The following is a 26,394-nucleotide window of genomic DNA, read 5'->3' as shown; positions in this document are numbered from 1 at the left end:
CATCAAGACATTTAAGTACTTCGACAAGATTCTACACTGATTTGCATAATTTATTTAGGTTTAAGCAGGAATTGGACGGGGTATTGTAGAATATGTAACTACATAAGGATGAAAGGAGGACACTTTTATGAAATACAACATTCGTGGTGAGAATATCGAGGTGACAGGTTCAATACGTGATTACGTACAAAAGAAAATAGGTAAGCTTGAACGGTATTTTGATACACCTCCAACTTCTGATGTACATGTAAATCTAAGTGTCTATAATGATGAGCAGAAAATTGAGGTAACAATTCCAATGACGAACTTATTGCTTCGCGCTGAGGAACAGCATATTGATTTATACGCTGCCATCGACCTTGTAGTGGATAAGTTAGAAAGACAAATCCGCAAATATAAAACAAAAGTTAATCGTAGGTACAGACAAAACGGAGCTGCAAAACACGTTTTTGCAGAACTAGAAAAAGAACAAGTAGAAGATGACGTAGAGTCAGATGAAATTGAAATTGTTAAAACGAAACGATTTGATTTAAAGCCAATGGATTCAGAAGAAGCTGTATTGCAAATGGATATGCTAGGACACACATTTTATGTTTTTACAAATTCCATTTCTGGAGATACAAATGTTGTTTATCGTCGTAACGATGGACGGTATGGAATTATCGAACCAAACAGCTAACTATAAAGATAGCACAGCGATTCTGTTAACGCAGGATCGCTTTTTTAGTCTGCAAAAAGTCAATATGTCGAATTTTGTAGAACGTTTTACCAAAATTGGATTTTGGACTACGAAAGTCCGGTTATTTTGTTTAAAAATGGATGTTTATCTACAAAAAGTTGCATTTTATAGTGAAAAATTTGTCGAATTCATACCCAATTTCCGAAAATGGCAATTCGCTTTTTATTTTAAAAACATGGTATAAGTAATTATAGAAAAAAGGAGGGATGTTAGTGAATGAACAAAACTGTATCTCATATGATTCACTGGTTATAAAAGTGCGTCAACAGGAAGAAACGATTACACAATTACTTGTCATCATAGCAGCAACAAATCGTAAACTATCTGATCTGATCGAAACACAGAATCAACCGAAGCATTCGCTTACTCATTCATAACGTCCCCCCACGTAAGGAATCTTCAATTTCCTCCGAAATCCTCATACTTACCTCATTATGAAGTGTTGCTCATCCCCGGGCAACTCTTTTTTTCTTATGATTTCTTTGTACATTGCTAAACAGTCGCCTTCGCTTTTCCTTCTAGTTGTCATATTTGTTTATAAAATGTTATTATTGATGGTGGACAAAAGTATTAGTGAAGATGATTTGAACAATATTGAGGAGCGTTAATTATGCCTGGATTATTAACAAAAATTTTTGGTGATGGTAACCAAAAACAGCTTAATCGTTTACAAAAGATTGTAGATAAAATTGAAGCATTGGAACCAGAGTTTGAAAAATTAGCAGATACAGATTTTCATAAAAAAACAGAAGAATTTAAAGAACGATATAGAAATGGTGAAACGCTTGACGATATGTTGGTTGAGGCATTTTCAGTCGTACGTGAAGCTTCAAAGCGTGTCTTGGAAATGCGTCCATTTCCAGTACAGTTGATGGGTGCAATTGCACTGCATCAAGGTAATATTGCTGAGATGAAAACAGGTGAAGGTAAAACATTAGCCTCTACCATGCCAGCCTATTTAAATGCAATTTCTGAAAAAGGTGTACACATTATTACTGTCAACGATTATCTTGCAGAACGTGATGCGAAAGAAATGGGTGAACTATACCAATTTCTTGGCCTAACAGTTGGGTTAAATGGTAATGGGTTAACAAAAGATGAAAAACGTGACTCCTATTACTGTGATATCACATATGGAACAAATAACGAATTTGGATTTGATTATTTACGCGATAACATGGTGCTTTATAAAGAGCAGATGGTGCAACGACCACTCAATTTTGCAATTATTGATGAGGTTGATTCTATTTTAATTGATGAAGCTAGGACACCGTTAATCATTTCAGGTAGTGCAGAGAAGTCAGCATCGATGTATCAACGAGCAAATGGTTTTGTTACCACATTGCAAAATGAAACAGACTATACGTATGATGTGAAAACAAAAGGTGTTCAGCTAACAGAGGAAGGTATTAATAAAGCTGAGCGTTATTTTACAATCGAAAATTTATTTGATCTAAACAATGTTTCATTAACGCATCACATTAATCAAGCATTAAAAGCAAAAGCATCCATGCATCGTGATACAGATTATGTAGTTGAAGAAGACGAAGTAGTTATTGTTGACCAATTTACTGGACGTCTAATGAAAGGTCGTCGGTACAGTGATGGTTTGCATCAAGCCATCGAAGCAAAAGAAGGTCTGCAAATTCAAAACGAAAGCATGACACTTGCATCGATAACATTTCAAAACTTTTTTAGAATGTATCAAAAGTTATCTGGAATGACTGGTACAGCCAAAACAGAAGAAGAAGAATTCCGTAATATCTATGCGATGGATGTAATTGCTATCCCAACCAACCAATCTATCGTACGTGACGATAAAGCTGACATGATTTACAAGTCAATGGAAGGCAAGTTTCACGCTGTTGTAGCTGATATAAAGGAACGCTATGAAAATGGTCAACCTGTATTGGTAGGTACGGTAGCGGTAGAAACATCCGAGTTAATTGCACAGTTATTGAAAAAAGCTGGTGTGAAACATAACGTATTAAATGCTAAAAACCATTTTCGTGAAGCGGAAATCATTGAAAACGCTGGGCAACCAGGTTCCGTAACGATTGCCACAAACATGGCTGGTCGTGGTACAGACATCAAATTAGGTGAAGGTGTGATAGAACGTGGTGGTTTAGCGGTAATTGGTACAGAACGCCATGAATCGAGACGTATTGATAATCAGTTGCGTGGTCGTTCTGGGCGTCAAGGTGACCCTGGTATGTCCCAATTTTTCCTATCGATGGAAGACGAACTAATGCGTCGCTTTGGTTCGGATAACCTACGAAATATGATGGAGCGTCTTGGAATGGATGATTCACAACCACTCGAAAGTAAGATGGTTTCACGTGCTGTGGAATCAGCGCAAAAACGCGTGGAAGGAAATAACTTTGATGCACGTAAAACAGTCTTGTCATATGACGATGTGCTGCGCCAGCAACGCGAAATTATTTACAAACAGCGTTTTGATGTAATTGATTCCGAAAACCTGCGCGATATTATCGAAGAGATGATCAAATCTACCGTTGAGCGTGTTGTGAAATCTCACATGTTTGAAGATGAGGAAAATCAGGAACTTTCTTCCATCATTGATTATTTACATGGAAACTTATTAGATGCCGAGGACATTTCCCTATCATATATTGAAGGAAAAGATACGGATGAAATTATTGAAGTTATTGTGGATAAGGTTAAAGTGAAATATGATCAAAAAGAAGTAGAATTAACATCAGAGCAAATGCGAGAATTTGAAAAAGTTATCCTACTCCGTACTGTTGATTCAAAATGGATGGATCATATCGACCAAATGGATCAGCTTAGACAGGGAATCCATCTTCGTGCTTATGGACAAAATGATCCACTACAAGAGTATCAGGCAGAAGGATTCGCGATGTTTGAACAAATGGTTATTTCTATCGAAGAAGAAGTTTCAAAATATGTAATGAAAGCACAAATTCGTGAAAATCTGCAACGTCAAGAGGTAGCAAAAAATACGCAAGCAGTTTCTGGCGGCGATGATAGTGATAGTAAGAAGAAATCTAAAAAGCCGTACATTAAGAAAGAAAATATCGGAAGAAATGATCCTTGTCCTTGTGGTAGCGGGAAAAAGTATAAAAATTGCCACGGAAAATAAATGGCTGACACTCTCAAGCGATTGGGAGTGTTTTCATTGCTGAAAAAAATAAAACTGAGGTGGTTATTATGGAACTAGCAGAAATTAAAAATGAGTTAGATAAAATGAATACGCGAATAGAAGACTTTAGGGGGTCTCTTTGACTTAGATGTTAAAAAGAGCCAAGTAAAAGAGCGCGAACTAGAAATGACAGTGCCTGATTTCTGGGAAGATCCACAAGCAGCCCAAAAGGTAATAAATGAGACTAACGGAATAAAGGAATATGTTACCAGTTTTGAAGGATTAGAAGAACGGCTGGAGAATATAGAAGTTAGTTACGAATTAGTGAAAGAGGAACAAGATAAGGAACTTTTTCAGGAACTTGAAAAGGATTTAGCAGCGTTTCGCACAGATATAAACAATTTTGAATTACAAATGTTACTAAGTGACCCATATGATGCAAATAATGCTTTGTTGGAATTACATCCAGGTGCAGGTGGTACAGAATCACAAGACTGGGCTAGTATGTTACTTCGAATGTACCAAAGATGGGCCGAATCAAAAAATTTCAAGGTAGAGACTCTCGACTATTTACCTGGGGATGAAGCAGGTATTAAAAGCGTTACCTTAAATATTAAGGGCTATAATGCTTATGGTTATTTAAAGGCAGAAAAAGGTGTCCATCGCTTGGTTCGTATTTCTCCATTTGATTCATCCGGGCGTAGACATACATCTTTTGCTTCCTGTGATGTCATGCCTGAATTTGGTGATGATGTGGAAGTAGATATTAAAACGGAAGAGATAAAGGTCGATACCTATCGAGCTAGTGGTGCTGGTGGACAACATGTTAACACGACTGATTCAGCAATACGGATTACACATTTACCAACGAATGTTATCGTTACCTGTCAATCGGAGCGTTCGCAAATTAAAAACCGTGCTACTGCAATGAAAATGCTTAAATCGAAATTATATCAACTAGAACTGGAAAAGCAGCAACAAGAACTAGATGATATTCGAGGGGAACAAAAAGAAATTGGATGGGGAAGTCAAATTCGTTCGTATGTTTTTCACCCATATTCTATGGTGAAGGACCACCGAACAAATCTTGATGTTGGTAATGTGCAAGGTGTAATGGACGGGAATATTAATCCGTTTATTGACGCATTTCTTCGCTCACAAATAAATACTTAATAAATTTAAAAAATGAATAGAGGATTTACGAATGAAGAAAGGAATCTTTGTACTGCTAGTTGGTATTACAATAGTACTGAGTGGTTGCGGTGGCAATGAAAATGCAAGTGACCAAACAAAAGATAGTGGTGGCGATACCATGACAGAAGCTGAAAGGGTATTCCAAAATAATTGCGCTTATTGCCATGGTTCCGATTTATCAGGGGGAGCTGGCCCAGATTTAACAGAGGTTGGCTCACGGTATTCCAAAGATGAAATTAGTGAAATCATTAGGAAAGGAAAAGGTGCAATGCCTGCTGGATTGGTAGAAGGTAAGAATGTGGATTTACTTGCTTCTTGGTTAGAGAAGAAAAAGTAAAGGGCTTTATACTTGGTTAAAAATGATCAACTGGGAACTTTTCCTGTTGATCATTTTTTATATTTTAAAACGATAAAAGTTTATACTTCGTTAAAATGAAAAAAGGGAAAATGACCTAAATCATTGTAAAAAAAAACAAAAGATTTCAAAAAGGTAAAGGATAAGCTGCGTTTGAAACACAAATGTAATATTTTTATGCCCGAAATTTGCGCTGAAAGATGTTATACTATAAAAGAATTAGTCGGAAAAAGTCGAAATGATGTCGTGGTTAAGGAATACTGCGTAGAAGAATTTTATATCAAGACAACTACAATAATTAAAAGGTGATACATAAATGATTACAATGAATGACGTATATAAAACATATTCCAATGGAGTTACAGCTTTAAATGGGATAAATATTGAAATAGAGCAAGGCGAATTCGTTTATATAGTTGGCCCAAGTGGCGCGGGGAAGTCAACATTTGTGAAACTGATGTACCGCGAGGTCAAACCGTCTAGAGGAACAATTTTTATAAATGAAATGGATATGAGTTCCATTAAAGAAAAGAGAGTTCCGTATCTACGACGAGATATTGGGGTTATTTTTCAAGATTTTAAATTGTTACCAAAACTATCAGTCTTTGAAAATATTGCTTTTGCGTTAGAAGTTATACAAGAATCTCCTCGTAATATTAAGAAACGTGTTATGGAAGTACTGGATCTTGTTGGATTAAAAAACAAGGCAAGGTTCTTACCTGATGAATTGTCGGGGGGAGAGCAACAACGTGTATCAATTGCACGTGCAATTGTAAATCATCCGAAAATTGTTATTGCGGATGAGCCAACTGGTAACCTAGATCCAGATACCTCTTGGGGAATTATGCGTGTTTTTGAAGAGATAAATGCACGTGGTACAACAATTATTATGGCTACACACAGTAAGGAAATAGTCAACACGATCAAGAAACGAGTTATCGCAGTTGAAGATGGTTTGATTGTTCGTGATGAACATCGAGGTGAATACGGATATGATATTTAGAACATCTAAAAGACACCTTCGAGAAGGTATTAAGAATATTTTAAGAAATGGTTGGATGACAGTAGCTTCAGTCGGAGCAGTAACAACAACATTAATCCTAGTAGCTGCATTTCTTGCATTGGTTTTTAATTTAAATCAAATGGCAGCCGAGGTAGAGAATGATGTAGAAATAAATGTATTAATAGATTTAACTGCTGGTGAAGAGCAGATAAATGACTTAGGTAATAAAATATCAGCAATAGATGAAGTAGATACTGTTGATTTCTCCTCAAAAGATGAACAATTGGAAAGCCTCATTGATAGCATGGGAAAAGAAGGACAGTCATGGCAACTTTTCGAACAGGATAACCCACTTAACCATGTATATGTTGTTAAAGCAAAAGAACCTACAAGTACAATGAGTATTGCTGAGGAAATCAAAACTCTTAATGCAGTTCAAGAAGTTAATTATGGTAAAGACGTCGTACAAAGATTATTTGAATTCAATAAATATGCAAGGACAATTGGTTTAGTATTGATTGCTGGTTTAGTCTTTACTGCTATATTCCTTATTTCAAACACTATTAAACTTACAATTATGGCTCGAAGCAAAGAAATTGGAATTATGAAGCTTGTTGGAGCAACGAATGGTTTTATCAGATGGCCGTTTTTTATTGAAGGGATGTTTTTAGGGATACTAGGCTCAATAATTCCAGTAGCAGCTATTCTCGGCGGCTATTATTATCTAGACACATATGTAAGTGGACAGATTAACTTCGATTTCGTGCAGATATTGCCATTTAATCCATTTGCATGGCAACTTTCACTAATTATATTAGCAATCGGAGCACTGATAGGTATCTGGGGAAGTGTTATGAGCGTGCGTAAATTCCTAAAAGTATAACGAACTAGATAGAAACCAACTTTAGAAAAAGGGGCTGAATACGGGATGAATAAAGTTATGTCTTTTGTTTTAATTGCAGTATTAATCGCGACTAGTACTCTATTAAATTTACAATCTGTTTCTGCATCTACAATTGAAGATGCAAAAAATAAGGTGAATGAGATTGAGTCAAAGAAAGAAGAAGTAAATGAAAAACAAAAAGATATTCGTAATAAAAAAGAAGAGACAAAAGAGGACATTGATACAAACCTTACAAAACAAGAAAAGGTAACAAATGAAATAGAAAAAATAAATGGTAAATTAGCAACAACTAAATCCTCTATCCAGGGAAAAGAAAAAGAAATAACAGATACCAATATAGAGATTGAACAACTTAAAGTTGATATTAAAGAGTTGAAGGAAAGTATAAAAAAGCGAGAAAAACTTTTGAAAGAACGCCTACGTACAATCCAACAAAACGGTGGAGATATGCGTTACATAGAAGTAATTCTTGGCTCACAAAATTTTGGGGATTTTGTCAGCCGCTCATCTGCGGTGAACACAATAATGGATCAAGATAAAAACATTATGGAAACTCACTTAGCTGAGAAAAGAGAAGTAGAAGATAAGAAAAAAGAAGTTGTAAGTAAAAAAGAGGCTTTAAAAGATCAAAAGCAAGAGTTAGTTTCACTTAAGACACAATTAGATGATCAAATAGCTAAAAAAGAAGAACTAATGGCACAGTTAGAGGCTGAACATGTTAATTTAGAAAATCATAAAGAAACACTAGAAGATCAGGAAACAGACCTACATGATCAAGAAGCCGAGTTACAGCAGTCTATGAAAGCGGCAGAAGATGAAATAGCAAGGTTACAACAAATCGCACTCGAAAAAGCTAGAAAAGAAAAAGCCGCACGTGAACAAGCTGCCAAGGAAAGAGCAGCGGAGCAGGCTGCTAAAGAAAAAGCAGCAGCACAAGCTACCGAGGAAAGTGAACCAGAACCGAAAGAGTCTAGCAATTTAGAACACCTTTCTGCGCCATCATCTAATACTGGTTTTATTTGGCCCGCAGCCGGAAGTCGTGTATCTAACTACGGTATGCGTGATCACCCAATTTTACCAATTTCAAGATTGCATGCTGGTGTTGATATTTCAGGTCCATTAGGTACACCGATTCGTGCTTCAATTTCCGGCTATGCGATGCCTGTGAATTATGCTAGTTCATTTGGCAACCATGTTATTGTAGCAGGGAATATAAACGGCACTGATTATACTACTCTATATGCACATATGTCTAGTACTGCAATCGGAGGTGGACGTTACGTAGAGCAGGGAGAAATAATCGGCTACATGGGTAGCACTGGATTATCTACTGGCTCCCACTTGCATTTTGAAGTTCATGTTGGAACTTACAGCGGAAACTCAAGTTCTGTTAATCCAGCACAATTTTTAAATTAAGTAGCATGTATTTGCAATTGTTTGGCATAAACTATAATATTAAAGGCATCGCACATTATGGTGTGATGCCTTTTTATAGATGTAAAGAAGTATAAGTTAACGTCTTAGGGTGATTAACGGGCGCTTGCGCTGTTCTTATTAGTCTAAAGTTAATAGGGGTGAAGTAATGAATTTTAAAAAGCAACATATCGTTTTGGTGTTAATTGGTGCTTTAATTTTAGGTTTTGGTGGTGCATATTTTGGAGTTCAACTAGCGCAATCAAATCAAATCCAGGATACAGAAGAACTTGTACTAAACAATTCAGGTGAAGGTCAGGATGTCCCATCTGAAAAACCAAAAAATATGGATAAAGTTGTTCAGGCCTATAACTTAATTAAACAAAATTATTTAGAGGACGTGGAAGAACAACAATTAATAGAAGGTGCAGTTCAAGGAATGCTTGATACACTTGAAGATCCTTATAGTACATATATGGATGTTGAGACCATGAAGAACTTCAATGAAACAATTGAATCTTCTTTTGAAGGTATCGGTGCAGAAGTAAGCATGGTTAATGACACTGTTACTATCATTGCTCCTATAAAGGATTCACCCGCAGAAGAATCTGGATTACGTCCAAATGACCAGGTACTTAGTGTAAACAATGAAAGTATACAAGGTCTTGATTTATTTGAAGCTGTTGAGAAAATCAGAGGGAAAAAGGGCTCAGAGGTTGTTCTAGAAATTAAGCGACCAGGAGTAACAGAACCGTTTGATGTTACAATTACTCGAGATAATATACCACTTGAAACTGTTTATTCTGAGATGAAGACAATTGACGACAAAAAGACAGGCGTAATTGAAATCACGACATTTTCCGAGAAAACAGCAGATGATTTTAAGAAGCAACTTTCAGATCTCGAGGATAATGGAATGGAAGGATTAGTTATTGATGTTCGTGGCAATCCAGGAGGCTTGTTACAATCTGTTGAAGAAATATTGAAACAATTCATAACTGACGACATGCCATATGTTCAGATTGAAGACAGCAATGGTAAAAAAACACCTTACTATTCTCAATTAAAAGAGAAAAAGCCATATCCAATAAGTGTATTAGTTAATGAAGGTAGTGCTTCTGCTTCAGAAATTCTAGCGGTAGCAATGAAAGAAGCTGGCTATGACGTAGTAGGTACAAAGAGTTATGGTAAGGGAACCGTCCAGAAAGCAATTCCATTCGGTGATGGAAGCACTATTAAGTTAACATTTTATAAATGGCTTTCTCCGGAAGGAAATTGGATTCATGAAAAGGGCGTTAAGCCAACCATAAAGGTTGAACAACCTGATTACTTTTACTCGAACCCAATCCAAATAGAGGAACCATTAACATATAACCATACAGGAGAAAAAATAGAGAACATTCAACTCATGCTTCGTGGATTAGGATATAATCCGGATAGGAATGACGGTTATTATAATAAAGAAACAGTAGAGGCCGTGAAAAACTTCCAGTCAGATTTTGATTTAGAAGTGACCGGTGAAATTGATAAAGAGACCGCGGGATTAATTGAAAGCAAGATAGTCGAAAAAATTAGCAGCGGTAAAGATGACAAACAGCTTGAAAAAGCATTAAATAGCTTATATTAATTGAAAAACTCAAGTACCCAAGCTAATGCTGCATTGTTCATCGCAAGTAGTATTCAGGTAAAAACAACGGGCGTTGAAACTAGATAATATAACAATTCGCGGGGGGAACTCGCGAATTTTATTTTTTTCAGGACAATTAGCGCTATACTAATAGCAGAAGCGTGTTTGCACTATTGCAGGAAATTAGCAATTTATGGCGAATACATAAAAGAGTGCGGAGTAGTTTTATGGAAGGTGATTATTATGGTTGAAGCATGGGGAATAGAAATCGTAAAGGGCATTGGTAGATTATTTTTAAATCCATTAACCTACTGGATTTTTTTACTTTTCTTATTTGCGGGGCTGCGTAGAATAAGAAGGGAACGTACTAATTTTGGTGCGAAAATATTTGATGTTTTTTCTGAATGGAAAGGTACAGGGTTCATTTCTATTATGGCAGGTATCCTAATTTCGGGAATTTGTATTGGAGTAGGAATTATATTTTCTTATGAAACATTGGCACTAATTTGTTTAGTTACTATTTTATTAAGTTTATCGGTACGTTTTACCTTGCTTTCTCCAAGTTATACACTAGGCATCACATTGTTATTACTATTATTTATGCCTACCATTATCAAAAACCAGTCATACGTGGACATCGATTTATTTAACAACCTTAACTTTGTTGGCGTTTCCATACTTATTGGTTTATTTTTGCTTGTAGAGGCATTTTTAACATACCGGTTCAAGCGACGTGAGGCTTATCCGGACTTGGAGTTGGGACCAAGAGGGAAATGGATTGGTCTTCATCATCTTAGAAAGCTTAGCATTATCCCCTTTTTCACATTGGTACCGACTGGTTTAATCACTCCATTCGCATCCTATTGGCCACATATTTCAGTTAGCGGAGAAACCTACAGTCTGTTGCTAATTCCATTTATGATAGGTTTTAATCACTCCGTTAAAAGTCGGTTACCTGAAAAGGCTGCTAAACAACTTGGCAAAAAAATTGGCGTTTTAGGAATGCTGGTGTTAGTACTTGCTGTAGGAAGTATGTACTTCTGGAGTTTATCCATAGTTGCGGCTATTGTTGCAATTTTAGGACGTGAGTTTATCAGTTATAAACATCGTGTGATGGATAGTGGAAGACAATCCTTTTTCAGCAGGAACCTTCGGGGTTTGACTGTTATCGCAATTATACCAAATACACCTGCAGATAGACTTGAGATAAAGATTGGTGAAACAATAAGTAAAGTAAATGGGCAACCGATTCAGGATGTTAATGAATTCTATTACTTTCTTCAAAAGAGCGGAGCATTTTTTAAACTGGAGGTATTAGATATTGCTGGTGAAGTAAGGTTTTTACAGAGCGCCTTCTATCAAAATGATCATCATGAGTTAGGCCTTATCTTTGTAAAAGACAAATACCTTTCTAGTAAGAAGTATATAAATGCTAAATAAAAGCATCAGCCTGCCCGGCTGATGCTTTACTAATTATAAATTTGAAACCCAGTGGAAAGGGGGTTACATTTTCGGCCACGTCCAGCTCCGACGTACAGGACGTGGTGTTTTTATCGGCCAGTGCCCATTTCTCGGACCTTCTTGCGATAACGGTTCGACAATAGTCGAACGTCCTTATTACTTAAGGCTCTTCGTGTTTCCTTTAACTTATGGGGAAGAAGGACACGGCTGCGTGGGCACAAGTCATACGGCCAATAAACCGGCAACTTGCGCTTTTGTTCTGTTTATTCCACTTCTACTTTAAATTCCTTGTGGGTGTGGATTTTCTTTTTTTCTACATGTACTGTGATATGGTAGGTTCCTTTATCTTCTAGTGACATTTCTTCTCGATAGGTACCGGTTTCCGATTCGTTTAAATTCACATAATTGTGTTTTTCACTGCCGTCTTTCCAAACTTCCAAACGTACAAGCGCATTTTCTAGAGGTTCACTTTTGTGTGTAACCACTGCGACATAGGTGTTTGCCGCGTTAGCTGTAAGCGTTTCTGGTAGATGAAAATTAATTGTTGTGTTTCCATGATGGTGATGGTCTTCACTAGATTCCGCATCATCTTTTTGATCCGTTTTAGCTGCATCCGTATCTACTACTCCAACTTTAATTTCGGACTTAGGCATGGTATGCATGTTACGCGCAGTTACATGTGATTGAACATAATAGATCCCATTTTCTTTGAAGGTCCTTTCAGCAGTATAAACACCATTTTTTTGATGTTTGGCCTTGATCATCTGGCTCGCTGCTTTTTCTCCATTTTTCCAAACCTCGAATTCAATATCGTTTGCATCTTTAACAGCTTCCTCGCCTTGATTGACGGTTACTGAAAATGTAACAGCTTTATTGACTTCCGCTTTTTTCGGAATTTCAAGTTTCGCATCAATTGGTTCAATCATATCACCATCTGTATTTTTTGTTGATTCATCGTTTTTACCACAAGCGCTTAATAAAACAATAATTATTGTTAGAAACAAGAGTTTTTTCATACTAAAATCCTTTCAATTCATGTTGTTCTCAATTTCGATTATATAGGATTATAAAGCCACAAACAATTGAATCCTTTGTGAACGATTTTAAAAACGATAAAGTGGGTATTATTGATAATAGGATGCAAGCAAAAATATCGAATATTTGTTCGTGTTTATGTTAAAATTGTTAGACAAATATGATAGACTAGATGTAGGAATCAGAACGGAGGCTTGCTTTATGAAAAATAAATTTGACCTAGTGTCCCAATATAAGCCAAGCGGAGACCAACCAAAAGCTATTAAAGAATTAGTTGAACGAATTAAAGCAGGACAAAACCATCAAACATTGTTGGGAGCAACAGGAACGGGTAAAACATTTACCGTTTCAAATGTTCTGACAGAAATAAATAGACCAACGCTAGTTATTGCGCATAATAAAACTTTAGCAGGCCAATTGTATAGTGAGTTTAAGGAATTTTTTCCAAATAATGCTGTGGAATACTTTGTTAGTTTTTATGACTATTATCAACCTGAAGCATACGTACCATCTAGTGATACATTTATTGAAAAGGATTCAAGTATTAATGATGAAATAGATAAATTAAGACATTCAGCGACATCTTCTCTTTTTGAAAGAAATGATGTATTAGTCGTTGCAAGTGTATCATGTATTTATGGTTTAGGTTCACCTGAAGAATATGGGAGTCATGTTCTTTCACTCAGAATGGGTATGGAAAAAGATCGAGATCAATTGCTACATGATTTAGTGGATATACAATATGCAAGAAATGACATTAATTTTCAGCGTGGAACATTTCGTGTGCGCGGGGATTCAGTAGAAGTGATTCCAGCGTCGAGAGAGGAACACTGTATTCGGATTGAGTTTTTTGGCGATGAAATTGATCGGATTCGTGAAGTAGATGCGTTAACTGGAGAAATAATAGGGGACCGTGAACATATTGCTATTTATCCAGCATCCCACTTTGTTACGCGTGAGGAAAAGTTGAAAATTGCGATTAAAAATATCGAATCCGAATTAGAAGAACGGTTAAAAGTGCTACGATCTGAAAACAAGCTTTTAGAAGCGCAACGAATTGAGCAACGTACGAACTATGATATCGAAATGATGAATGAAATGGGTTATTGTTCAGGCATTGAAAACTATTCCAGACATTTGACGCTACGCGCGGAAGGGGCTACCCCATATACATTGTTTGATTACTTTCCAGATGACTTCTTAGTTGTGGTGGATGAGTCACACGCGACATTGCCACAAATCAGGGGGATGTTTAACGGTGACCAAGCTCGGAAACAGGTTTTAGTAGATCATGGTTTCCGGTTGCCATCAGCACTTGATAATCGACCGCTTAGGTTTGGGGAATTTGAGGAGAAAACGAATCAACTTATTTACGTATCAGCAACACCTGGCCCATATGAGCTGGAACACTCACCGGATATGACTGAGCAAATCATTCGACCTACAGGCCTACTTGATCCCAAAATAGACATTCGGCCAATCGATGGCCAAATTGATAATTTGATTGGAGAAATAAATAAACGGTCAGAGCGAAAAGAACGTGTCTTGGTAACAACCTTGACGAAAAAGATGTCGGAAGATCTCACTGATTACTTAAAAGAACTTGGAATTAAAGTTGCGTATTTGCATTCTGAGATTAAAACACTGGAACGGATTGAAGTCATTCGTGATCTACGTGTTGGAAAGTATGATGTATTAATAGGTATTAACCTGCTACGTGAGGGGCTTGATATTCCAGAGGTTTCCCTTGTCGCTATATTGGATGCAGACAAGGAAGGTTTCTTGCGTTCTGAACGCTCTCTTATCCAAACGATGGGACGTGCAGCACGTAATGAGCATGGTGAAGTTGTGATGTATGCTGATAGAATAACGAAATCGATGCAAGTAGCGATAGATGAAACAACAAGAAGACGCGAAAAGCAAACCGCCTACAATGAGAAACATAACATTACGCCTACAACGATTAAAAAAGAAGTGCGTGATGTGATTCGGGCTACTTTTGTTGCTGAGGATGAAACCGAATACGAAGAAAAAACGAAAAGCCTTTCTAAGCTAACTAAGAAAGAAAAAGTCAAGGCGGTTGAAAATATGGAAAAAGAAATGAAAGCCGCTGCCAAAGCACTTGATTTTGAAAAAGCAGCAGAGCTACGTGATATTTTACTTGAACTTAAAGCGGGAGGATGACAGGTACATGGCTAGTAAATCAATTGAGATTAAAGGCGCCAGAGCGCATAATTTAAAAAATATCGATATAACTATTCCCAAAAATAAACTAGTTGTTATGACAGGATTATCTGGTTCCGGTAAATCCTCTCTGGCTTTTGATACAATCTATGCAGAAGGTCAACGTAGATATGTGGAATCGTTATCAGCATATGCCCGTCAGTTTTTGGGTCAAATGGATAAACCTGATGTTGACTCAATTGAAGGTCTATCACCGGCTATTTCGATTGATCAAAAAACAACGAGCAAAAACCCTCGCTCAACGGTGGGTACTGTTACAGAGATTTATGATTATTTACGCCTGCTTTTCGCTCGTGTCGGTAGACCCACCTGTCCAAGACACGGAATCGAAATTAGCTCACAAACAATACAACAAATGGTGGATCGTATTCTCGAATATCCTGAAAAAACCAAAATGCAGATCCTTGCACCGGTTGTTTCTGGACGGAAAGGGGAACATGTAAAAACCTTCGAACGGTTGAAACAAGAAGGTTATGTTCGAATTCGTGTGGATAATGAGATGCGGGAAATAAACGAGGAATTTAATCTTGAGAAAAATAAAAAACATTCCATTGAGGTTGTTGTTGATCGGATAGTTGTGAAAGATGGTGTTGCTACGAGGCTTGGTGATTCAATTGAAACAGCTTTAAGATTAGGTGAAGGAAACCTTATCGTGGACGTAATTGGGGAGGAAGAGCTGAAATTCAGCGAAAACCATGCATGTCCCATCTGTGGATTTTCGATTAGTGAATTAGAACCACGCTTATTTTCATTCAACAGTCCATATGGTGCCTGCCCAACGTGTGATGGATTAGGAACGAATTTAGAGGTGGATCTGGATTTAGTTATCCCTGATTGGAATAAATCGTTAAAGAAACATGCAATCGCTGCTTGGGAACCGATTAGTTCACAATACTACCCAGAGCTCTTAAAAAGTGTATGTAAGCATTATGATATCAATATGAATACACCTGTTAAAGACTTGCCAAAAGATCAATTGGACAGAATTTTATATGGTAGTGGTAAAGAGAAAATTCATTTTCATTACGTAAATGACTTTGGTGCAGTTCGTGATAACACTGTCGAGTTTGAAGGTGTGTTAAAAAATATTGAGCGACGCTACAGAGATACATCGTCTGATTTCATCCGTGAGCAATTAGAAAAATACATGGCTCAAAAACACTGCCCAACCTGTAAAGGATATCGTTTAAAGGAAGAAGCGCTTGCAGTGCTGGTTAATAACAAGCATATAAGTATGGTAACGGATTATTCTATTACAGAAGCAATGGCGTTCTTTTCCAATCTTGATTTGTCGGAAAAGGAAAAGACAATTGCTCATATGATTTTGAAAGAAATATGTAATCGACTGGATTTCTTAGATAATGTAGGGCTTGATTATCTTACATTGTCGCGAGCTGCCGGAACATTATCAGGCGGTGAGGCACAACGAATACGATTAGCAACCCAAATTGGTTCAGCATTGACGGGGGTATTATATGTACTTGATGAGCCATCAATTGGTTTACACCAGCGCGATAATGACCGGTTGATTGAAACATTGAAACGGATGAGAGATTTAGATAATACGTTGATCGTTGTGGAACACGATGAGGATACAATGCTAGCCGCAGATTATTTAATCGATATCGGGCCAGGTGCTGGTGAGCATGGTGGAGAAATTGTCGCAAGTGGTACACCAGAAAAGGTTATGAAAAATAAATCATCCTTAACAGCCGAATATTTATCTGGAAAAAAATATATTCCTTTACCAACAAAGCGGCGCAAACCGAAGAAAAACGCAGTAGAAGTTGTTGGAGCAGAGGAAAATAACTTGAAAAGCGTTTCAGCTAAATTTCCAATTGGTCTAATGACGGTAGTAACTGGTGTTTCTGGCTCGGGGAAGAGTACGCTGGTCAATGAAATTTTATATAAGGGCCTAGCTAAATCTCTTTACCGCGGAAAACATAAACCAGGGAAACATAAAAAGATAAATGGCATGAAAAATATCGAAAAAGTAATCGATATTGATCAGTCACCAATCGGCCGAACGCCACGGTCGAATCCAGCAACCTATACTGGTGTATTTGATGATATACGCGATGTTTTTGCTCAAACAAATGAGGCAAAAGTAAGAGGCTATAAAAAGGGACGCTTCAGTTTTAACGTTAAAGGTGGTCGTTGTGAAGCCTGCCGTGGTGATGGAATAATTAAAATTGCCATGCATTTCTTGCCGGATGTTTATGTACCATGTGAAGTGTGTCATGGCAAGCGGTACAATCGGGAAACACTTGAGGTGAAATATAAGGGGAAAAGCATTGCAGAAATTTTAGGTATGACAATTGAAGAAGCGGTTGATTTCTTTGCAAATATACCTAAAATCAGTCGCAAGTTGCAAACGATATTTGATGTTGGTTTAGGTTACATTAAGCTAGGTCAGCCTGCAACTACCCTGTCAGGTGGGGAAGCACAGCGTGTAAAATTAGCTAGTGAACTACACCGACGCTCTACAGGTAAGTCGTTTTATATTTTGGATGAACCTACTACAGGCTTGCATGTGGATGATATTAGACGATTGTTAGCTGTCCTTCAGCGATTAGTTGATAATGGAGATACTGTCTTAATTATCGAACATAATTTGGATGTGATTAAAACAGCTGATCATATTATTGACCTTGGACCTGAGGGTGGCGATCGAGGCGGGCAAATCATTGCTGCTGGAAGTCCCGAGCATATCGCGGAACAAGAAGAATCGTATACTGGGCATTATTTAAAACCTATACTTGAACGCGATAAGAAGCGGATGGAAACGGACATGGCTGAAAAAGAAAAAGTTGGATTAAAATAAAGAGTAGTAGTCTCATTTCGATGAGCCTACTACTTTCTTCGTTTGAATGGGGAATGTAAATCGTCTGTGACGGACAGTAGATTTCAGAAGCACGACAGTGAACAAACTTTTAGAGGTTGATAGTCGGGCAGAATTTTTGACGAGTGTGCGCGATTTGGGTAAGGTGAATAGAGAAGGTAGTTTTGGGAGGAACAGTAGATGAAACCAATTGAATTAAACAACGTACAACAGATACTGGATAACTTTTGTAATAAAGAAGTTTATGTGCATTTAGAGACAACTAATGGTGCTTATGCAAGTCATTTTGATGATAAAGCCTACAATGTAGGCGCATATATCCGTAATGCTAAAGTGAATTTCTCACAAGCAAAAATTGTAGGAAATGGTAAAACGTATCGAACAGGATTAAAAATGGATCTCGGCTGGATCTATGCTGAAGGACTAACGGATTGGGTATTAGATCGTGATAATCGCTTGTTAATGGCAGGTCATGACCGTGAAGGCAGGCTGATGGTATCTCTTGAAATTAGCGAAACCCCTTTTAAACATTAAATCGGAATTACAAAAAGGAATGGTGAATAAAATGGAAAAACACGTAGTAGTCATATACCCACACCCAGATGACGAGTCTTTTGGTGCTTCAGGTACGATTACAGAATTTCGGGAACAAGGAGTTCCTGTCACTTATTTATGTGGAACACTTGGAGAAATGGGACGAAATATGGGTTCACCAACGTTTGCTAATCGAGAAACATTGCCGGAAATTCGGAAGGAAGAACTTATTCAAGCTTGTCAGGTTCTCGACATGGATGTTCGGATGCTAGGATACCGTGATAAAACACTCGAATTTGAGGATTGTATGGAAGTAGCTAGAAATCTAAAAAGCATCCTTGAAGAAATTAAACCAAGTCTGGTAATTACGCATTATCCAGGGCACGCTGTCCATCCTGATCACGATGCATTAGGTGCTGCAACAATTGAGGCTGTTGGTTTAATGGATCCGGAAAGTCGTCCAACTGTTTGGGCACAGGCAATTACCAACACATTTTATGATGATTTAGGGGTACCAGATATTCGTAACGATATTTCGAATCACTTTGATAAAAAAATGGAAGCCATTTCCGCACACAAATCGCAGGCAGATGGAATACTAAGCAAGTTTCGGGAGAATCCTGAAATTGCAGCAGATTTAAAAGAAGAAGCGAAAAAAAGGTTAGGTAAAGAGCGATTTTATATTTGGAAATATGACGGATAATAATAAGGAGGTATATAAATTATGAAGCGTCTAACGAGGTCAAATTCAGATCGGATGGTTGCTGGCGTTTTAGGTGGATTAGCTCATTATTTTAGTATCGATTCAACGATTGTACGAGTAGTCTTTGTAATCCTAACAATTATGAGCGTCTTTGTATTGTTGCTAATTTATTTCGCGGCAATGATTATCATACCAAAAGAACAGGAAATACGTTAATGTTCTTGCGTTGGTTTATATCAATATTTCTGAATGCTATTGCACTGATCGCTGTTGCTCAATTATTTGCCGACTTTCAATTGGAAGGCTTTGGAACAGCACTGATTGCGAGTATAATTCTTTCCATTTTAAATATTATTGTTAAGCCAATCCTAATCATACTGACACTACCTATAACGTTTGTTACATTCGGGTTATTCTTATTTGTTATTAATGCTATCACATTAATGATTACCCAAGGATTAATGGATGATGCATTTGTTATTAATGGATTCGGTATAGCACTTATCGCATCCATCATCATTTCTGTTTTAAATTTACTTTTAAACCAGTTGGTAAAAGATACTATAAGAAGATAGGGGGAAATCGCGGGCTGAGTTCTCGCGATTTTTTGCGCGTAAGGAAAGAAGACGCCGGAATAAGACAAACTTCGCCATTCGTTATTAAGTACGTGGCGAATGGTGAATTTTTTAATGATTCTTTAGCGTTCTTCACTTGTAAAATATATGCTACAATAAAAAACAGTTAGGTTTAATTAAGCGGAGGGACATAAAATGACAATTGTTCGCACAGAAGATCTGTTAGATAATTTTAATTTAACACTAGTAGCAGGAAAAGATGGCATACATAGAGAAATTACTACAAGTGACATTGCGCGTCCTGGCATTCAAATAACTGGATTTTTTAAGTATTATCCTAAAGAACGCTTACAGTTAATTGGAAAGACGGAAATGGCGTACTTTTTGGAGTTAAGTGGAGAGATGCAAAGAGAACGCTTTGATCGCCTTTGCACAGATGTTACACCGGGAATTGTGGTTACGCGCGACATGGAAATTCCAGAGGTCATGATTGAGGCTGCGAACATATCCGGAGTTCCAATTTTACATTCACCACGGAAAACGACGCGTGTCATAAGTAGATTGACGAATTACTTGGAGGCAAAATTTGCTCCGTCAACAGCTATTCATGGTGTTTTAGTTGATATTTATGGTATCGGGGTTTTGATAACTGGACAAAGTGGTGTTGGTAAAAGTGAAACCGCTCTTGAACTTGTGAAACGTGGTCATCGCCTTGTTGCAGATGATAGTGTGGAAATTCGTCAGGAGGATTATGATAGACTTATTGGTAATTCACCTCCGCTTATTGAACATTTATTGGAAATTCGTGGTTTAGGAATCATCAATGTGATGACTTTGTTTGGGGCAGGGTCTGTTCGGAACTTTAAAAAGATCTCATTTATTATCGATTTGGAAATTTGGGATCAAAAAAAGCAATATGATCGTTTAGGGCTCGATGAGGAGTATATGAAAATTATGGATGTTAACGTTCCAAAGGCGATTATTCCGGTAAGACCTGGACGAAATTTAGCAGTCATTATCGAGGTTGCAGCAATGAATTTCCGCTTAAAACGGATGGGAGTTAATGCAGCAGAAGAATTTTCAGAACGATTAACTAGTATGATTGATCAAGAAAAAGAGAAATAATAGACTGGAGTGATAGAAATGACTTGTAGTGCACCAACGCTTGACCGTGTGTTAATTGAACTTGGTCCATTAACGATCTATTGGTATGGATTAATTATTGCGTTTGGAGCCTTTCTCGGTCTATACATAGCTACAAAAGAATCGGATCGTTTAGGTCTAAAAAAAGATATTTTTGTGGACCTTGTTGTTTTTGCGATTCCGATAGCTATTATTAGTGCACGAGCGTACTATGTTATTTTTGAATGGGAAGAATATGCAGAAGGCTCTTGGTGGGATATTTTTGCGATATGGAATGGTGGAATTGCTATACATGGCGCATTAATTGGAGCAGTTCTCACTGCTATTGTCTATGCGCGTGTGAAGAAATTATCTTTTTGGCAGCTTGTTGATATTGCTGCACCAGGAATCATTCTAGGACAAGCTATTGGACGCTGGGGTAATTTTATGAACCAAGAGGCACATGGCGGTGCAATTTCGGAAGCTACCTACACTAATTTTCATCAATACTTACCAGACTTTATTATGAATCAAATGTGTATTGGTGGCACGATGTATCATCCTACTTTTTTATATGAGTCATTTTGGAATATTCTCGTGTTAATCTTTCTACTTATCTTACGAAGATACAATCCATTACGCGGTGAAGTGTTCTTAAGCTACGTAATTTCTTATTCAGTTGGTCGTTTTTTCATCGAGGGAATGCGGACTGATAGTTTGTATGTAGTTGGACAGCTTCGAGCGGCACAATTGATTTCGGTTATACTGGTGGTTGGTGCAATTGCGCTAATTGTATATCGCAGAAAATCACGCATAGCGAACAAACGCTACGATGGTACAAAAATCGAGACGAAGAAAAAGAAAAAATAGCAATTTCATCAGCAGGAAGAGGGATCTAGTGTGTACGGAATATTACAACGAGGTTTGCAGCAGGGATTACAGGTTACATGGACGTTAGGTAAAGTTATTTTCCCAATAACTTTACTTATAACGATTCTTCAATATACACCGGTCTTGCCATGGATTATTAAACAGATCAGCCCGATTATGGGATTATTCGGATTATCAGGAGAAGCGGCAGTCCCACTGGTTTTGGGAAATGCATTGAATTTATATGCTGGAATTGCGGCTATTGTCTCTTTTGATTTTTCGGTAAAAGAAGTCTTCATCATGGCCATGATGCTTTCGTTTTCCCACAATCTATTTATTGAGTCAACTGTCGCATCGAGGGTTGGAGTGAGCGCATGGCTTATTGGAGGGATTCGTATAACATTAGCCGTTACTGCCGGTGTGGCGATCAATTTACTGTGGGATGGTGGAGCGGAACAAGCGCAATATGGATTAATATCATCCCAACCTGAGGCACTGAATGGCTGGAGTGAAATTGGGTTGCTAGGCGTTCAGACTGCACTAGTCGCTGTTGCTCAGCTTGCTCTAATCGTTATTCCTCTGATGGTAATCATGCAATATCTCCGTGAAAAAGGATGGTTAACTAAACTTTCAAACGGGTTAGCACCTTTCACAAAATTATTAGGAATGGAAAGAAACACATCAATGACACTGGTTGCAGGGCTTACCATTGGGTTAGCATATGGGGCTGGACTAATGATTCAAGCTGTTAAAGAGGACGGTGTGTCTAAACGGGATATGTACTTGGCATTGATATTTCTCGTATCCTGTCACGCGGTTGTAGAGGATACGCTTATCTTTATTCCGCTGGGTATACCGGTTTGGCCATTACTCGTTATACGTCTCATTACGGCGATTTTATTGACAATGGTTGTTTCTCTAGTATGGAAACGCACTGATCATGTACGAAGGAAGGAAACATCAAATGAAAATTCATACAATACTTTTTGATCTTGATGGAACATTGATTGATACAAATGAATTAATTATTGCATCTTTTTTGCATACCTTTGAGCATTATAAACTACCAATCACCCGGGAAGAAACGTTGCCTTTTATTGGCCCAACCCTAAAAGATACGTTTGATAAAGTTGATCCGACTAAATCTGAAGAAATGATTCAAGTTTATCGTGACCACAATTTACATCACCATGACAATTTTGTTGAAGCATATCCATTTGTCGTTGAAACGTTAAAACGGTTAAAGGAAAAAGACATTAAATTAGGTATTGTCACAACCAAAATGCGTACCGGAGTTAATATGGGGTTAAAGCTTGTGGGGCTTGATGAATTTTTTGATACAGTTATTACGCTAGACGATGTTACCAACGCAAAACCACACCCTGAACCGATTGTAAAAGCTATGAACGAGGTTGGCGCGGACGCTACTTCTACATTAATGGTAGGTGATAATTTCCATGATATTGAAGCTGGGCAAAATGCTGGTGTTCAAACAGCTGGTGTAGCATGGACTATTAAAGGAAAAGAATCATTAGAGCAATTAAATCCAACTTATATGCTCGAGGATATGCGCGATTTGTACACAATTGTAGGGGTGTGACAAATGCGGAATACAACACGTCATCGCGTGGAAAAGGCTAATTCCTTATGGCAGATTTATGAAACGGTTCCTTTTCGGAAGGTAATGAAAAATTTCATTGTTATTCAACTAGCACGGTATTCACCATTTTTGTCGTTTAAAAATTGGTTGTATCGAACGTTCCTGAGAATGAATGTGGGAAGAAAAACAGCCTTTGCTTTAATGGTAATGCCTGATGTAATGTTCCCTGAAAAAATAACAATTGGCACAAATACAATTATTGGCTATAATACCACGATTTTAGCGCATGAATACTTAATTAAAGAATATCGAATTGGGGAAGTTAGCATTGGCGACAATGTTATGATTGGTGCCAATACAACGGTTCTCCCTGGTATAACAATTGGGAATCAAGCAATTGTGTCTGCTGGTACGTTAGTTCATAAGGATGTACCAGCAGGCTGTTTTGTAGGAGGAAACCCGATGAAAACCATTTACACAAAAGAAGAGATGGAAAAAAGATCATTGGATGATACATTTTAACTCTAATTGGAGGGTGAACTAATTGAATTTGCCATCCGGTATACTACCTGCAGTCCGCACAATGAAAGACTTTGACAAAGCATTAGTGGCGAAACCTGAAATGATAGTTCTATTGGAGACAAGGCTATCCCAATTAAAAAGTTTGGTTGAGTATGCACATCGTTCAGGTAAAAAAGTAATCATTCATTTTGATTTAATTCAAGGGTTAAAGACAGATGAATATGGTATGGAGTATATTTTAAGGGAGATAAAACCTGACGGAATTATTTCCACAAGAGGAAATGTCATTGGATTAGCAAAGAAACAACAACTATTGGCAATCCAACGTATTTTCTTATTAGATAGTTTAGCCATTGAACATAATCGGACATTAATACAACGTATCAAACCAGATTGTATAGAGGTTCTCCCTGGTTTAATACCGAGTTTTATAAAGACCATTTCCAAAAGAACGAATACACCAATAATTGCCGGTGGACTTATCACAGAAAGAAAAGAAGTTGATGAAGCATTGGGGGCAGGTGCAATAGCTGTTTCAACCTCTAAAACCGATTTATGGTAGATTGCCTTGGGATAATAAAAAAACATTTTTCTATGAGATAAGTTTGCTTTATGGTATGATGAATGTAAGTTAATAGTATTGGTCGGAGAGAAGGAGAAACCACAAAACACTAATGTTCTCACATTAGTTCGTTTTGTGGTTTTTTTGTATTCCACCTTACATGAATGCCTCGTATTTGGGGTAATTGTATAATAGATGAAATTTTATAGTGGATATAGGAGTGAAATACGAATGACCTTATTTTCAAGTCATAAGCGGAATGATATTTATCAAAATTTAACGGAACAACAATTAGATCTTCTGGTAATTGGTGGGGGTATTACTGGTGCTGGAATCACACTTGATGCTGCTACTAGAGGGCTTCGAACAGGAACCATTGAAATGAACGACTTTGCAGCTGGAACATCAAGTCGCTCATCCAAGCTTGTTCATGGAGGGTTGCGTTATTTAAAGCAGTTTGAAGTAAAAATGGTTGCAGAGGTTGGCAAAGAACGTGCGATTGTGTATGAAAACGGACCACACGTGACTACACCAGAATGGATGATGCTTCCTTTTCATAAAGGAGGGAATTTTGGTCCATTAACAACAAATTTAGGACTAAGAGTATATGATTTCTTAGCAGGTGTAAAAAAGAATGAGCATCGAAAAATGTTTCGTCCTGATGAAGCATTGAAACGGGAGCCACTTATTAAAAAGGATGGGCTAAAAGGCGCAGGATACTATGTAGAATATAAAACGGATGATGCTAGGTTAACAATTGAAGTAATGAAAAAGGCAGTTCAACACGGGGCCCACGCAATCAACTATACCAAAGCAGTGGAATTTTTATATGAGGATAAAAAGGTTATTGGTGTCATTGTGGAAGATCAGCTTACTGGCGAAAAAAGAAAGGTCTATGCAAAAAAAGTAGTGAATGCGGGAGGTCCGTGGGTAGATGATATTCGTGAAATTGACGGATCCAAAAAAGGTAAAACGCTTCACCTGACAAAAGGGGTACATCTTGTATTATCCCAGAAGCAATTTCCATTAAAGCAGGCAATTTATTTTGATGCACCAGATGGCCGAATGATTTTTGCCATTCCGCGAAATAGCAAGACATATGTTGGAACGACGGACACTACCTATGAGGGAGATATCGAACATCCTACTATGACAGAGGATGACCGCAAGTATTTAATTCATGCCATTAATTATATGTTTCCTTCACTTGATGTGACGGCAGAAGATGTTGAATCAAGCTGGGCGGGATTACGCCCACTGATTTCAGAAGAGGGAAAAAAACCTGGTGAAATCTCACGTAAAGACGAAATATTTACCTCTGATTCAGGTCTACTTTCAATGGCTGGAGGTAAGCTTACTGGATACCGAAAAATGGCTGAACATGCAGTAAATACGGTGGTTGATCAGTTGAAAAAAGAAGAACAGATTATGTATACAAAATCAGAGACGCGTGACTTACCAATCTCTGGTGGGGAAGTTGGTGGATCGGAAGGGTTTGTAGCGTTTAAAAAGCTAAAAATCGCTGAAGCTGTTGGAGTGGGAATCAAGGAAGAAACAGCTGAATTACTCGTTCAAAAATACGGAGCAAATATAGATGTGTTATTCTCCTTTTACGAAAACAAACAAGAAGAAGCAAGACAAGCGGGTATTGAGCCAATTGTCTTTGCAGAACTTTTGTATGGCGTAGAACAAGAATTGGTTTACAAGCCTGTCGATTTCTTTATTCGAAGAACTGGAGCATTATACTTTGATATTCAATGGGTTCGGGCACATAAAGATTCGGTGATTGACTATATGGCATCTGCATTTAAATGGCCAGATGTACAGAAACAAGAATATATCGTTGAGCTAAATAAATTGTTGCATGAAGCAGTAACGCCAGTTAACTAGTACAAAGACTCTAATCCAAATTGGTCTTGGATTAGAGTCTTTTTCTCTGCGATGACAAGCTCAGATTATTGATGA

The 26,394-nt window shown here is 37.6% G+C and carries 25 protein-coding genes; 24 read left to right on the top strand and 1 reads right to left on the bottom strand.

The genetic code is table 11. The annotated features are described in order from the left end of the window. Window positions 1-127: 127 nt before the first annotated feature. The 11 genes from hpf (at window position 128) to AC3G7N_RS01720 (ending at window position 11,799) form a co-directional block, all read left to right on the top strand. Complete coding sequence (hpf, locus tag AC3G7N_RS01770; RefSeq protein ID WP_489420420.1) at window positions 128-679, top strand: ribosome hibernation-promoting factor, HPF/YfiA family; 552 nt, start codon at window positions 128-130, stop codon at window positions 677-679. Next, the gene (locus AC3G7N_RS01765; RefSeq protein WP_489420419.1) at window positions 654-923 is read left to right on the top strand and encodes a hypothetical protein; all 270 of its coding nucleotides are present in this window, start codon (window positions 654-656) and stop codon (window positions 921-923) included. Before hpf ends, AC3G7N_RS01765 begins: the two co-directional genes overlap by 26 nt. 28 nt (window positions 924-951) lie before the next feature. Beyond that, window positions 952-1,116 (top strand): hypothetical protein, encoded by a 165-nt coding sequence (locus AC3G7N_RS01760; RefSeq protein WP_489420418.1) that lies wholly within the window; start codon window positions 952-954, stop codon window positions 1,114-1,116. Window positions 1,117-1,349: 233 nt separating this feature from the next. After that, entirely contained in the window at window positions 1,350-3,863 is a 2,514-nt protein-coding gene (gene secA / locus AC3G7N_RS01755; RefSeq protein ID WP_489420417.1) for a preprotein translocase subunit SecA, read from the top strand. Window positions 3,864-3,931: 68 nt separating this feature from the next. Continuing rightward, window positions 3,932-5,036 (top strand): peptide chain release factor 2 gene (gene prfB / locus AC3G7N_RS01750; protein ID WP_489420416.1). Its coding sequence is split into 2 segments (ribosomal slippage): window positions 3,932-4,003 and window positions 4,005-5,036, totalling 1,104 coding nucleotides; the frame shifts between segments, so codons are not numbered across the junction. 31 nt (window positions 5,037-5,067) lie between these two features. Continuing rightward, a complete protein-coding gene (gene cccB, locus AC3G7N_RS01745; RefSeq protein WP_489420415.1) occupies window positions 5,068-5,394 on the top strand; it encodes a cytochrome c551 in 327 nt (108 codons plus the stop codon). A gap of 334 nt (window positions 5,395-5,728) precedes the next feature. Continuing rightward, window positions 5,729-6,415: a cell division ATP-binding protein FtsE gene (ftsE, locus tag AC3G7N_RS01740; RefSeq protein WP_489420414.1), complete on the top strand. Its 687-nt coding sequence runs from the start codon at window positions 5,729-5,731 to the stop codon at window positions 6,413-6,415. After that, window positions 6,405-7,298 (top strand): permease-like cell division protein FtsX, encoded by an 894-nt coding sequence (ftsX, locus tag AC3G7N_RS01735; protein ID WP_489420413.1) that lies wholly within the window; start codon window positions 6,405-6,407, stop codon window positions 7,296-7,298. Before ftsE ends, ftsX begins: the two co-directional genes overlap by 11 nt. Before the next feature lie 45 nt (window positions 7,299-7,343). Beyond that, window positions 7,344-8,735: a murein hydrolase activator EnvC family protein gene (locus AC3G7N_RS01730; RefSeq protein WP_489420412.1), complete on the top strand. Its 1,392-nt coding sequence runs from the start codon at window positions 7,344-7,346 to the stop codon at window positions 8,733-8,735. A 166-nt stretch (window positions 8,736-8,901) separates the two neighbouring features. Beyond that, the gene (locus AC3G7N_RS01725) at window positions 8,902-10,359 is read left to right on the top strand and encodes a S41 family peptidase (RefSeq protein WP_489420411.1); all 1,458 of its coding nucleotides are present in this window, start codon (window positions 8,902-8,904) and stop codon (window positions 10,357-10,359) included. A 243-nt stretch (window positions 10,360-10,602) separates the two neighbouring features. Next, a complete protein-coding gene (locus AC3G7N_RS01720; protein WP_489420410.1) occupies window positions 10,603-11,799 on the top strand; it encodes a PDZ domain-containing protein in 1,197 nt (398 codons plus the stop codon). 284 nt (window positions 11,800-12,083) lie between these two features. On the opposite strand, the gene AC3G7N_RS01715 is transcribed toward AC3G7N_RS01720, so the two are convergent. Next, entirely contained in the window at window positions 12,084-12,836 is a 753-nt protein-coding gene (locus AC3G7N_RS01715; RefSeq protein ID WP_489420409.1) for a FixH family protein, read from the bottom strand. Window positions 12,837-13,056: 220 nt separating this feature from the next. On the opposite strand from AC3G7N_RS01715, the gene uvrB reads away from it, so the two are divergent. The 13 genes from uvrB to AC3G7N_RS01650 all read left to right on the top strand — a co-directional run bounded on the left by uvrB (window position 13,057) and on the right by AC3G7N_RS01650 (window position 26,319). After that, entirely contained in the window at window positions 13,057-15,039 is a 1,983-nt protein-coding gene (gene uvrB, locus AC3G7N_RS01710) for an excinuclease ABC subunit UvrB (RefSeq protein WP_489420408.1), read from the top strand. Window positions 15,040-15,046: 7 nt separating this feature from the next. Then, window positions 15,047-17,923, top strand: a complete 2,877-nt coding sequence (gene uvrA / locus AC3G7N_RS01705) for an excinuclease ABC subunit UvrA (RefSeq protein ID WP_489420407.1) — start codon at window positions 15,047-15,049, stop codon at window positions 17,921-17,923. Between the two features lie 198 nt (window positions 17,924-18,121). Then, window positions 18,122-18,475, top strand: coding sequence for a YojF family protein (locus tag AC3G7N_RS01700; protein ID WP_489420406.1), 354 nt, complete (start codon window positions 18,122-18,124; stop codon window positions 18,473-18,475). Window positions 18,476-18,506: 31 nt separating this feature from the next. Next, on the top strand, window positions 18,507-19,178 hold the full coding sequence (gene bshB2 / locus AC3G7N_RS01695) for a bacillithiol biosynthesis deacetylase BshB2 (protein ID WP_489420586.1): 672 nt from the start codon (window positions 18,507-18,509) through the stop codon (window positions 19,176-19,178). A 21-nt stretch (window positions 19,179-19,199) separates the two neighbouring features. Then, window positions 19,200-19,394: a PspC domain-containing protein gene (locus AC3G7N_RS01690; protein ID WP_489420405.1), complete on the top strand. Its 195-nt coding sequence runs from the start codon at window positions 19,200-19,202 to the stop codon at window positions 19,392-19,394. Further along, a complete protein-coding gene (locus tag AC3G7N_RS01685; RefSeq protein WP_489420404.1) occupies window positions 19,394-19,753 on the top strand; it encodes a phage holin family protein in 360 nt (119 codons plus the stop codon). The genes AC3G7N_RS01690 and AC3G7N_RS01685 overlap by 1 nt, the downstream gene beginning before the upstream one ends. A 195-nt stretch (window positions 19,754-19,948) precedes the next feature. After that, the gene (gene hprK / locus AC3G7N_RS01680) at window positions 19,949-20,878 is read left to right on the top strand and encodes an HPr(Ser) kinase/phosphatase (protein ID WP_489420403.1); all 930 of its coding nucleotides are present in this window, start codon (window positions 19,949-19,951) and stop codon (window positions 20,876-20,878) included. Between the two features lie 18 nt (window positions 20,879-20,896). Then, window positions 20,897-21,745: a prolipoprotein diacylglyceryl transferase gene (gene lgt / locus AC3G7N_RS01675; protein WP_489420402.1), complete on the top strand. Its 849-nt coding sequence runs from the start codon at window positions 20,897-20,899 to the stop codon at window positions 21,743-21,745. A gap of 30 nt (window positions 21,746-21,775) precedes the next feature. Further along, the gene (locus AC3G7N_RS01670) at window positions 21,776-22,735 is read left to right on the top strand and encodes a nucleoside recognition domain-containing protein (RefSeq protein WP_489420401.1); all 960 of its coding nucleotides are present in this window, start codon (window positions 21,776-21,778) and stop codon (window positions 22,733-22,735) included. After that, window positions 22,710-23,345, top strand: a complete 636-nt coding sequence (gene ppaX, locus AC3G7N_RS01665) for a pyrophosphatase PpaX (RefSeq protein WP_489420400.1) — start codon at window positions 22,710-22,712, stop codon at window positions 23,343-23,345. The genes AC3G7N_RS01670 and ppaX overlap by 26 nt, the downstream gene beginning before the upstream one ends. Before the next feature lie 3 nt (window positions 23,346-23,348). After that, window positions 23,349-23,867 carry an acyltransferase gene (locus AC3G7N_RS01660; RefSeq protein ID WP_489420399.1) on the top strand — a complete coding sequence of 173 codons (519 nt, stop codon included), beginning with the start codon at window positions 23,349-23,351 and terminating at the stop codon, window positions 23,865-23,867. A 22-nt stretch (window positions 23,868-23,889) separates the two neighbouring features. Further along, on the top strand, window positions 23,890-24,429 hold the full coding sequence (locus tag AC3G7N_RS01655; protein WP_489420398.1) for a glycerol-3-phosphate responsive antiterminator: 540 nt from the start codon (window positions 23,890-23,892) through the stop codon (window positions 24,427-24,429). Between the two features lie 231 nt (window positions 24,430-24,660). After that, a complete protein-coding gene (locus AC3G7N_RS01650) occupies window positions 24,661-26,319 on the top strand; it encodes a glycerol-3-phosphate dehydrogenase/oxidase (RefSeq protein WP_489420397.1) in 1,659 nt (552 codons plus the stop codon). The last annotated feature ends 75 nt before the right edge of the window (window positions 26,320-26,394 follow it).

Source organism: Virgibacillus carmonensis, from assembly GCF_057836705.1.
This window is presented reverse-complemented; position numbering and strand designations above follow the sequence as displayed.

Bases quoted from the DNA above. Each gene is read 5' to 3' on its own strand.
- hpf (WP_489420420.1), top strand. From the start codon at position 128: ATGAAATACAACATTCGTGGTGAGAATATCGAGGTGACAGGTTCAATA.
- AC3G7N_RS01765 (WP_489420419.1), top strand. From the start codon at position 654: ATGGAATTATCGAACCAAACAGCTAACTATAAAGATAGCACAGCGATT.
- secA (WP_489420417.1), top strand. From the start codon at position 1,350: ATGCCTGGATTATTAACAAAAATTTTTGGTGATGGTAACCAAAAACAG.
- cccB (WP_489420415.1), top strand. From the start codon at position 5,068: ATGAAGAAAGGAATCTTTGTACTGCTAGTTGGTATTACAATAGTACTG.
- ftsE (WP_489420414.1), top strand. From the start codon at position 5,729: ATGATTACAATGAATGACGTATATAAAACATATTCCAATGGAGTTACA.
- ftsX (WP_489420413.1), top strand. From the start codon at position 6,405: ATGATATTTAGAACATCTAAAAGACACCTTCGAGAAGGTATTAAGAAT.
- AC3G7N_RS01730 (WP_489420412.1), top strand. From the start codon at position 7,344: ATGAATAAAGTTATGTCTTTTGTTTTAATTGCAGTATTAATCGCGACT.
- AC3G7N_RS01725 (WP_489420411.1), top strand. From the start codon at position 8,902: ATGAATTTTAAAAAGCAACATATCGTTTTGGTGTTAATTGGTGCTTTA.
- AC3G7N_RS01720 (WP_489420410.1), top strand. From the start codon at position 10,603: ATGGTTGAAGCATGGGGAATAGAAATCGTAAAGGGCATTGGTAGATTA.
- AC3G7N_RS01715 (WP_489420409.1), bottom strand. From the start codon at position 12,836: ATGAAAAAACTCTTGTTTCTAACAATAATTATTGTTTTATTAAGCGCT.
- uvrB (WP_489420408.1), top strand. From the start codon at position 13,057: ATGAAAAATAAATTTGACCTAGTGTCCCAATATAAGCCAAGCGGAGAC.
- uvrA (WP_489420407.1), top strand. From the start codon at position 15,047: ATGGCTAGTAAATCAATTGAGATTAAAGGCGCCAGAGCGCATAATTTA.
- AC3G7N_RS01700 (WP_489420406.1), top strand. From the start codon at position 18,122: ATGAAACCAATTGAATTAAACAACGTACAACAGATACTGGATAACTTT.
- bshB2 (WP_489420586.1), top strand. From the start codon at position 18,507: ATGGAAAAACACGTAGTAGTCATATACCCACACCCAGATGACGAGTCT.
- AC3G7N_RS01690 (WP_489420405.1), top strand. From the start codon at position 19,200: ATGAAGCGTCTAACGAGGTCAAATTCAGATCGGATGGTTGCTGGCGTT.
- AC3G7N_RS01685 (WP_489420404.1), top strand. From the start codon at position 19,394: ATGTTCTTGCGTTGGTTTATATCAATATTTCTGAATGCTATTGCACTG.
- hprK (WP_489420403.1), top strand. From the start codon at position 19,949: ATGACAATTGTTCGCACAGAAGATCTGTTAGATAATTTTAATTTAACA.
- lgt (WP_489420402.1), top strand. From the start codon at position 20,897: ATGACTTGTAGTGCACCAACGCTTGACCGTGTGTTAATTGAACTTGGT.
- ppaX (WP_489420400.1), top strand. From the start codon at position 22,710: ATGAAAATTCATACAATACTTTTTGATCTTGATGGAACATTGATTGAT.
- AC3G7N_RS01660 (WP_489420399.1), top strand. From the start codon at position 23,349: ATGCGGAATACAACACGTCATCGCGTGGAAAAGGCTAATTCCTTATGG.
- AC3G7N_RS01650 (WP_489420397.1), top strand. From the start codon at position 24,661: ATGACCTTATTTTCAAGTCATAAGCGGAATGATATTTATCAAAATTTA.